This window comes from Streptomyces sp. NPDC044033 (genome assembly GCF_056434425.1).
In genome coordinates, this window is the sequence record NZ_JBWKFF010000001.1 from 470,270 (window position 1) to 478,509 (window position 8,240).

The 8,240-nt window shown below is 69.3% G+C and carries 6 protein-coding genes; 3 read left to right on the forward strand and 3 right to left on the reverse strand.

Translation table 11 applies throughout. The annotated features are described in order from the left end of the window. Positions 1-9: 9 nt before the first annotated feature. The 3 genes from cydB to hisC form a co-directional block, all read right to left on the reverse strand. Positions 10-1,017, reverse strand: coding sequence for a cytochrome d ubiquinol oxidase subunit II (gene cydB, locus AC07AB_RS02020; protein ID WP_478558508.1), 1,008 nt, complete (start codon positions 1,015-1,017; stop codon positions 10-12). Between the two features lie 22 nt (positions 1,018-1,039). After that, positions 1,040-2,638 (reverse strand): cytochrome ubiquinol oxidase subunit I, encoded by a 1,599-nt coding sequence (locus AC07AB_RS02025; RefSeq protein WP_478558511.1) that lies wholly within the window; start codon positions 2,636-2,638, stop codon positions 1,040-1,042. A 266-nt stretch (positions 2,639-2,904) separates the two neighbouring features. Next, entirely contained in the window at positions 2,905-3,984 is a 1,080-nt protein-coding gene (gene hisC / locus AC07AB_RS02030) for a histidinol-phosphate transaminase (RefSeq protein ID WP_478558514.1), read from the reverse strand. A 472-nt stretch (positions 3,985-4,456) separates the two neighbouring features. Between hisC and AC07AB_RS02035 the strand changes: the two genes are divergently transcribed. The 3 genes from AC07AB_RS02035 (at position 4,457) to AC07AB_RS02045 (ending at position 8,072) form a co-directional block, all read left to right on the forward strand. Continuing rightward, the gene (locus tag AC07AB_RS02035) at positions 4,457-5,566 is read left to right on the forward strand and encodes a LacI family DNA-binding transcriptional regulator (protein WP_478558517.1); all 1,110 of its coding nucleotides are present in this window, start codon (positions 4,457-4,459) and stop codon (positions 5,564-5,566) included. 367 nt (positions 5,567-5,933) lie between these two features. Beyond that, positions 5,934-7,001 (forward strand): metallophosphoesterase, encoded by a 1,068-nt coding sequence (locus AC07AB_RS02040; RefSeq protein WP_478558520.1) that lies wholly within the window; start codon positions 5,934-5,936, stop codon positions 6,999-7,001. Between the two features lie 183 nt (positions 7,002-7,184). Next, on the forward strand, positions 7,185-8,072 hold the full coding sequence (locus tag AC07AB_RS02045; protein ID WP_478558523.1) for a hypothetical protein: 888 nt from the start codon (positions 7,185-7,187) through the stop codon (positions 8,070-8,072). Positions 8,073-8,240 lie beyond the last annotated feature (168 nt).

Below are 8,240 nucleotides of genomic sequence, written 5' to 3' on the forward strand. Positions count from 1 at the left end.
CCTTCCTCGTCAGTGCGCGGCCGGGTCGGGGATGTGCTGGGTGCCGATCCGCTTGCGGAACACCCAGTACGTCCATGCCTGGTAGGCCATGACCAGGGGCGTCATGATGACCGCGACCCACGTCATGATCTTCAACGTATACGGGCTGGACGCCGCGTTGGCGGCCGTCAGGCTCCACTCCGGGTTGGTGGACGAGGGCATCACGTCCGGGAACAGCGCGAGGAAGAGCATCGCGACCGCCGCCGCGATGGTCACCCCGGACAGGGCGAACGCCCAGCCCTCGCGCCCCAGCCGGTTCATGACCAGTGCCACCACCAGCGCCGCCACCGCGACGATCATCGCGACCAGGCTGCGTACGTTGCCGGAGTGCGCCTGCGTCCAGATCAGGAAGACCAGCGCCAGTACGGCGGTGGCCAGCCCCAGTACGGTCGCGAACCGCCGCGCCCGCATCCGGATGTCGCCGGCCGTCTTGAGCGCGGCGAACACCGCGCCGTGGAAGGTGAAGAGCACCAGCGTGACGACCCCGCCGAGCAGCGCGTACGGGTTGAGCAGGTCGAGCACGTTGCCGGTGAAGTTCTTGTCCGGGCCGATCGGCACGCCCCGCACGATGTTGCCGAAGGCCACGCCCCACAGGAAGGCGGGGAGCAGCGAGCACCAGAAGATGGCGTGCTCCCAGTTGCGCTGCCAGCGCTCCTCGGGCCGCTTCTGCCGGTATTCGAAGGCGACGCCGCGCACGATCAGGCAGACCAGGATGGCGAGCAGCGGCAGGTAGAAGCCGCTGAAGAGCGTCGCGTACCAGTCGGGGAAGGCGGCGAACGTGGCGCCGCCGGCGGACAGCAGCCAGACCTCGTTGCCGTCCCAGACCGGGCCGATCGTGTTGATCAGCACCCGGCGTTCCTTGCGGTCCTTGGCGAGGACCTTGGTCAGGACGCCGATGCCGAAGTCGAAGCCTTCGAGGAAGAAGTAGCCGATCCACAGGACGGCGATCAGCAGGAACCAGAAGTCGTGAAGATGCATGGTCGTTCTCTCCCTTCCCGTGTCAGTAGGCGAATGTCATCGGCTTGTCGGCGTCCTCGGGCTTGGCGCCGTCCTCGGCGCCGTCGCCGCCACCACCGCCGGAGGGCGGCCGCAGCCGCGGATCCTTGGCCGGAGGCTGTTCGTCGAGGTCCGGACCGGCCTTGACGTACTTGACGAGCAGCCTGGCCTCGACGACCGCGAGAATTCCGTAGAGCAGGGTGAAGACCACCATCGAGGTGATGACCTCACCGGTGCTCACGCCGGGCGACACCGCGTCCTTGGTCTTCATCAGCCCGTAGACGACCCAGGGCTGGCGCCCCATCTCCGTGAAGATCCAGCCAAATGAGATGCCGACGATCGGGAAGAGCATGGTGAGCATGCCGATCCGCCAGGACCACTTGGTGAAGAAGGAGCTCATCTCACGGCGCTTGGTGAGCATCAGCCGTGGGACCTCTTCGTCGCCCGTACGGAATTCCGGGGCGAGCCAGCGCTTCTTGCGGGTCGTCCACAGCCCGATCAGCCCCGCGGCGAACGACGTCATACCGACGCCGATCATCAGCCGGAAGCCCCAGAACGCCACGAAGATATTGGGGATGTAGTCGTCCGGCTCGCCGCCGTACTTCTGCGCCTCGGCCTTGGCGGTGTCGTGGATTCCGGGGACCGAGTCGGTGAAGTTGTCGTGGGCGAGGAAGGACAGTATTCCGGGGATCGACAGCTCGACGGTGTTGTGGCCCTTGTTGACATTGCCGACCGCGAACACGGAGAAGGGCGCGGGCTCCTTGGTCTCCCACAGCGCCTCGGCCGCCGCCATCTTCATCGGCTGCTGCTCGAACATGACCTTGCCGAGGGTGTCGCCGCTGATGGCCGTGCCAAGCCCGGCGATGACCGTGACGACCAGGCCGACCCGCAGCGAGCTGCGCATCGCGCCGATCTTCTTGCGCTCCTTCTCCCCGGGCGCCTGGCCGGCCGACTGCCGCCGCTTGGCCTTCCACAGGTGGTACGAGGCGACGCCGATGACGAACGCGCCGCCCGCGAGGAAGGCCGCGGTGATGGTGTGGAAGAACTGCGTCAGCGTCGTGTTCTGGGTGAGAACCCGCCAGATGTCGGTGAGCTGGGCCTTGCCCGTCGACTTGTCGATCGTGTAGCCGGTCGGGTGCTGCATCCAGGAGTTGGCGGCGAGGATGAAGTACGCGGAGAGGACCGTGCCGATCGCGACGATCCAGATGCAGGCGCAGTGGATCTTCTTCGGCAGCTTGTCCCAGCCGAAGATCCACAGCCCGATGAAGGTCGACTCGAAGAAGAAGGCGATCAGCGCCTCCATCGCGAGCGGCGCGCCGAATACGTCACCGACGAAGCGCGAGTAGTCGGACCAGTTCATGCCGAACTGGAACTCCTGGACGATGCCCGTCACGACGCCCATCGCGATGTTGATGAGGAAGAGCTTTCCCCAGAACTTGGTCGCGTGGAAGTACTTCTCCTTGCCCGTACGGACCCAGGCCGTCTCCAGACCGGCGGTGATCGCCGCCAGGCTGATCGTCAGTGGGACGAAGAGGAAGTGGTAGACGGTGGTGATGCCGAACTGCCATCGCGCCAGGGTCTCCGGCGCCAAAGCAAGGTTCACGTCGGACTCTCCTTCACCTCTCGTACCGCTCTCGCTCAGCCGCAGTGTGCCCTTTTTGTCCGATCGCAAGTGGGACGCAAGGTGGACATAAGGGGACACGCTTGTGAACGCGTTCACATTCACAAGCAATTATGACGCACATGCCCGTTCGACCTTCGCCCGGGGGGCCAAAAAGCGACATCCCGCGCCGGAGTACGGCGCGGGACGTCTGGAGGTCCGTCGAGAAGTCTGTTGAAGGGGCTGCCGAGAAGGGTGGGGAAGGCGGGTCACAGCTCCTTGCGGAACGCCGCGGCCGCCTGCAGGAAGAGTTCGTTCGCCTCGGTCTCGCCGATCGTCGCGCGCATGCCCTCGCCCGGGAACGGCCGGACCACCACGCCCGCCCGCTCGCACGCCGCGGCGAACTCCGCCGTACGGTCCCCCAGCCGCAGCCACACGAAGTTGGCCTGCGACTCCGCGACCGTCCAGCCCTGGGCGGTGAGCGCGTCCACCACCCGGCGCCGCTCCGCCACCAGCGCGTCGACCCGCTCCCGCAGCGCGCCCTCGCTGCGCAGCGAGGCGATCGCCGCGTCCTGCGCGAGCTGGCTGACGCCGAACGGCACCGCCGTCTTGCGCAGCGCCGCCGCGACCGGCTCGTGCGCGACCGCGAAGCCGATCCGCAGCCCGGCCAGCCCGTACGCCTTGGAGAAGGTGCGCAGCACGCAGACGTTGGGGCGGTCGCGGTAGAGGTCGATCCCGTCCGGAACGTCCTCGTCGCGGTTGAACTCGCGGTACGCCTCATCCAGCACGATCAGGACATCGGACGGGACCCGGTCCAGGAAGGACTCCAGCTCGGCCCGGTGCAGCACGGTGCCCGTGGGGTTGTTGGGCATGCAGACGAAAATCAGCCGGGTCCGGTCGGTGACCGCGGCCAGCATCGCCTCCAGGTCGTGCCCCTCGTCCTCGGTCAGCGGCACCTGCACCGAGGTCGCTCCCGAGACCTGGGTGACGATCGGGTACGCCTCGAAGGACCGCCAGGCGTAAATGACCTCATCACCGGGGCCGGCCGTCGACTGCACCAACTGCTGCGCGACGCCGACCGACCCGGTGCCGGTGGCCAGGTGCTCGACGGGGACGCCGAAGTGCTCGGACAGCTCGTTCAGCAGGGCCGTACAGGCCATGTCCGGGTAGCGGTTGAAGGCCCCGGCCGCCGCGATCGCGCTCTCCAGGACGCCGGGCAGCGGGGGGTAGGGGTTCTCGTTGGAGGACAGCTTGTAGACGACGGGGCCGTCGGCCGCGGCCCGCTTGCCCGGCTTGTAGGTCGGCAGGCTGTCCAACGCGGCGCGCAGCCTCGGGGTCTTCTCGGTCACCGCAGGTCCTCCTCGACATTCCGTACCACTCAATACTCCATACCTTATGAGGATTGCCCCGGGTCCCGTCCAGAGCTGCCGGCCCAGTCCAAGGAGCCGGGAGCGGCGGCGCCGTCCCCGCCGCTCAGAGACTTCGGCCCCCGTACGGCGCCGCCGCTCCCGTACCGGGCCGTCCGCCGGCCCCTGCCGCGGCGGACGGCCCGCGTCAGAGGGGGAGCGCTACCCGCCCTGGCGCACGCCGGTGGCGCGCGCCGTGGCGCGCATCGCCCGTACAGGTGAGTTGAGACCTCTTCGAGACCTGGACCATTCGGCGGGCGTAGATATGCCAGATGCCTACAGGCCACTGTCACAACCCCTAACGGCCTTGGCTTCCATGGTCATTGGTCGGACCAGCGCATGCAGAAACGTGCCTGTCAACAGCTAAATAGGGAGCCCTGCCATCCAACCAACCGCGCCCTACTATCGGCACGCCATGACAGCAGCAGGGAAGCATCAGGTGAGCCGGTCGACCGGCCGTCGGCTGGGGCGGGCGGGCATCCGCGACGTGGCCGCCGCGGCCGGCGTCTCCATCACGACCGTCTCCGACGCGCTCAACGGCAAGGGCCGGCTACCGGACGCGACCCGCCGCCACGTCCGCGAGGTCGCCGATCGGCTGGGCTATCGCCCTTCCGCGGCGGCCCGCACGCTCCGTACCGGCAAGTCCGGCCTCATCGGCCTGACCGTGACCACGTACGGGAATGAACCTTTCACCTTCACCGAATTCGCCTATTTCGCAGAGATGGCCAGGGCCGCCACCTCCGCCGCCTTGGCGCGCGGTTACGCCCTCGTCATCCTGCCCGCCACCTCCCGCCACGACGTCTGGTCCAACGTCGCCCTCGACGGCACCGTCGTCGTCGACCCCTCCGACCACGACCCCGTCGTCTCCGAACTCGTCCACCACGGCATCCCCGTCGTCTCCGACGGCCGCCCCGCGGGCGCCCTGCCCGTGACCGCCTGGGTCGACAACGACCACGAGGCCGCCGTACTCAACATCCTCGACCATCTCGCCGCCGCCGGCGCCCGCCGCATCGGCCTGCTCACCGGCACCACCACCGACACGTACACCCGCCTGTCCACCACCGCCTATCTGCACTGGTGCGAGCGGGTCGGCCAGGACCCGGTGTACGAGGAGTACCCGGCCCACGACCCGTGCGCGGGCGCCGTGGCCGCCGACCGGCTGCTCGCCCGCCCCGACCGCCCCGACGCGGTCTACGGCCTCTTCGACCCCAACGGCACCGATCTGCTCGCCGCCGCCCGCCGCTACGGGCTGCGGGTGCCCGAAGACCTGCTCCTGGTGTGCTGCAGCGAGTCCATGGTCTACGCCACCACCGAGCCGCCCATCACCACGCTCTCCCTCAAACCCCGCCGTATCGGCACCGCGGTGGTCCAGCTCCTCATCGACGCCATCGAGGGGCTCGACACAGGACGCCCTGTGGAACAGGTCATACCGACCGAACTGATCGTGCGCACCTCGTCACAGCGGCGTCCGCCGCGCACTACGGTCAGCCCGCCGCGCAGCCCGCGCAGCAGCGGTCCGGCGTAGCGCCCGTTCCGCTTCGGGCCTTGCGGCGTCCGGGGACAGCGGCGGTGAGGGTGGCGCGGAGAGGGAGCGGACGTGAAGGCCCGGGCCGGGCTTCCGTGCGCCGCCCGAGCCTTCCGCGCGCCCCCCACCTCGGCGGCATGGAGCCCCTGACGGAGGCAAGAACCGGGCTGGGGCAGAATTAGGGGCAGGGAGCGAACGGGTCAATCGGGGAGAAAAGAGCGGAGAAGTCCGGCCCTCACCGATTGACAGCCCCCTGGTGCGTCGCACGCCGCGACGGTCATTCCTATGATGGGCGCACGACACCACGGACCGCCATCGACCAGGCAAGGTCCACAAGGTGCACGGCGGCGCGATGGTGGAGGGGTCGATGACTCAGGGGGCCGGTCTGGGACCCACGGCACGGACCACGGCGGCACTGTCGCCATTCCCTGCGTACGCGCAGTCCGTGCCGCACGAGAATCCTCCCGCACCACCCGTACCGGAGGGTGCGGACGCGATGCCTCCCGGCTACACGCCCACGGAGCGGGACCTGCCGGTCATCGGCGCGGATCCGGACGTGCCCACCGTCGAGCTCACCCCGCTCGCCGCCCCCGAGGACCCCCTCGCCTCGAACGGGCCGGGCCCCCTGTACGTCGTCGGCGACGTCCACGGCTACCTCGACGAACTCCACGAAGCCCTCGCCGCCCAGGGGCTGATCGACGCCGACGGCAACTGGGCCGCGGGCAACGCCCGCCTCTGGTTCCTCGGCGACTTCACCGATCGCGGCCCGGACGGCATCGGCGTCATCGACCTCGTCATGCGGCTCTCCGCCGAGGCCGCGGCGGCCGGCGGCTACTGCAAGGCCCTCATGGGCAACCACGAACTCCTCCTCCTCGGCGCCAAGCGGTTCTACGACACCCCCGTCAACTCCGGTGCCGGTACCGCCTCCTTCCAGGCCGCCTGGCTCATCAACGGCGGCCAGCGCACCGACATGGAGCGGCTCCAGGACCACCACCTGCAGTGGATGGCCCGGCTGGACGCGATGGCCGAGGAGGACGGCCACCTGCTCGTGCACTCCGACACCACCGCCTACCTCGACTACGGCGACTCGATCGAGGCGGTCAACGACGCCATCACCGAGGCGCTCCAGCGCAGCGATGCCGACGAATGCTGGGACCTGTTCCGGAAATTCACCAAGCGCTTCGCGTTCCGCGACGACGCGGGCCCGATGGCCGCCCGGGAACTGCTGACCACCTTCGGCGGCACCCGGGTCGTCCACGGCCACAGCCCCATCCCGTACCTCCTCGGCGAGGTAGGCTCGGAGGACGGCGAGGACAACGGCGCGGCGGCCGTGGACGGTCCCCATGTGTACGCCGACGGCCTGGCGGTCGCGATGGACGGTGGCGTCACGATGGCCGGAAAGCTACTGGTGGTTCAACTTCCTCTGTCTGTCTGAGGATTCATTGGGCAGGGGTAGGGGCAGGTAGGAAATTCCACCGCGCGGGGGGAATTCGGGAAACAGACTGTCACCCCGTGCCAGAACGGCTCTACCATCGGCCTTATCCGTAGCAGGCTCTCCTCCGTTTCCGCCCAACTGCCCGGTGTAGGCCGGCTACAAGGCCCTACGGAGCATCGGGGGATGCACATGAACAGCGCTCCGCACCTGCTGACCGAGGATCGCCCGGAGTTCGAGCGAGTCCTCGATGAGGCGCTGCGTACCGCAGACCATGACCCGGAACTGGCCGCCCTAGGCCGGCGGCTCAACAGTGAACAGCTGCGCACCATGGCGTTGGGCGCCATGGCCGCCATTTCGGCATGCGCGGCAGCCGAGTATCAGAACTACGTACAGGCGCGTGAGGAACTGCGCGCGCCCGCCGGCGCCACCCGGCCACAGCCGGTCGGCGGCGGAAGCGGCGGCGGTGACCAGGGCGACGACCATTCGGCCGCCGTCGGGATCGCCACCGCCATGAGCGAGGCAGCCGAGGCCGGAGCGGGCGCGGGAGCGGTGCTCGCCGTGCTCGCCCCGGTCCTCGCGGGCATCGCGGCCCTGCTTTTCCTCGTCATCGGATATGTCATGCGCACGGTCAGCTCCGATGTCTCCGTCGCGGACCCGATGATCACCATCGGCTGGTGGTTCGGCGGCCTCACCGCCGCCGGAGTCCTCGTCGCCATGGCCGGCATGCTGCTGACCGCCCTGCGCAACAACGGGCCCGCGGGCCGTGACGGGCGAGGGGTGGGCAAGCAGGCCGAGGCGGTGGCACAGGCCAGGGAAGCCTGGCGGCAGGCGCTGCTGCACCGCGGCGTACTGCCCTTCCTGCGCGAGGCGATCGCCACGGCCGGTCCGCCGGCGCCGCGGCCGACGTATGTGCCGAGGGCTCCGGGTGGCAGCCGGACACCCCACCTCGGCTACTCCCGTCCGGGCTTCTCCAGCCCGGACGCCAACAATGAACACGCCTCCCGGCCCCGGTTCTCCAGCCCGGACTTCACCAGCCCGGACTACGGAGGCCCGGACCACCGGCCCGAGTAGCGCCGAAAGGCCGGCCCGAACGGGGCCGGCCCACCGGACCTGAGGAACACCCGGCGTCGGGGGGGGGGGGGGGGGGGGGGGGTGGAGGGGGGGGGGGGGGGGGGGGTGCGTGCGTACTGTAGGTATGAGTTCGTATGGGTAGCACAGTGGGTGGTCGAATCGGGCGTC

Coding starts and splice junctions, on each gene's coding strand:
- AC07AB_RS02035 (WP_478558517.1), top strand. CDS start 4,457: ATGACAGCAGCAGGGAAGCATCAGGTGAGCCGGTCGACCGGCCGTCGG.
- cydB (WP_478558508.1), bottom strand. CDS start 1,017: ATGCATCTTCACGACTTCTGGTTCCTGCTGATCGCCGTCCTGTGGATC.
- AC07AB_RS02045 (WP_478558523.1), top strand. CDS start 7,185: ATGCACATGAACAGCGCTCCGCACCTGCTGACCGAGGATCGCCCGGAG.
- AC07AB_RS02040 (WP_478558520.1), top strand. CDS start 5,934: ATGACTCAGGGGGCCGGTCTGGGACCCACGGCACGGACCACGGCGGCA.